Origin of the sequence: Escherichia sp. TW14182 (assembly GCF_000208525.1) — a bacterium.
Taxonomy (GTDB): Bacteria; Pseudomonadota; Gammaproteobacteria; order Enterobacterales; family Enterobacteriaceae; genus Escherichia; species Escherichia ruysiae.
The window spans coordinates 1-819 of the sequence record NZ_AEJZ01000519.1 but is presented as its reverse complement, the minus strand read 5'-3'; the positions used below and the strand labels follow the sequence as shown (position 1 = coordinate 819).

The following is an 819-nucleotide window of genomic DNA, read 5'->3' as shown; positions in this document are numbered from 1 at the left end:
CATGTATGCAGGTAACGGTAATATTGTTGGGGATTCAGTAAAAGCGGCGCTTATGGCACGCAGTGGACTGGCAGATGTGGAAAAAGATAACCGCTATAACGGTTATTCATTGCGGGAACTGGCGCGCGCTTCTCTGGTGGATCGTGGGGTAAGCGGCATTCCAGGTAATCCGCTGGGCATGGTTGGAATGGCGTTTACTCACAGCAGTAGTGATTTTGGCGGCATTCTTGCGGACGTGGCGCATAAATCATTACTGAAAGGCTGGGAAGATTCGCCGGAGACGTTCCACGCCTGGACGAAAAAAGGCACTCTGACAGATTTTAAGGTTGCCCATCGTGTTGGTATGGATGGTTTTAAATCTCTGCGAAAAGTTTTGCCCGGCAGCGAATACAAATACGCGTCCACGTCTGATCGCAGCGAGCCAATTGCACTGGCAACTTATGGCGAACTGTTCAGCATAGATCGCCAGGCAATCATCAATGACGACATGAGCGCACTGACTTCAATCCCCCAGCAAATGGGGGCAGCAGCAAGCCGCACAGTCGGAGATCTGGTTTATGCCGTTCTCGTGGCTAATCAGAGGATGGGCGATAAAAACCCGCTCTTTGATGCGAAACACAGCAATCTGATTAACAGCGAACTTGATATTCCAGGCCTGAGCGCAGCCCGTAAAGCTATGCGTATGCAAAAAAATAATGCTGGTGCTGTACTGAATATTCCGCCTCGTTTCCTGTTAGTTCCGGTAGAACTGGAAGACAGAGCAACGCAGCTTATTCGTTCTACGTCGCTACCAGACGCGCAGAACAGCGGTGTGTTTAA

Annotated in this window: 1 protein-coding gene; it reads left to right on the top strand. The window is 50.2% G+C overall.

Annotated elements, in window-relative coordinates:
* Positions 1-52: 52 nt before the first annotated feature.
* Positions 53-819 (top strand): phage major capsid protein (locus EQY_RS0123825; protein ID WP_237712304.1); only part of this gene is annotated, 767 nt, incomplete at its 3' end.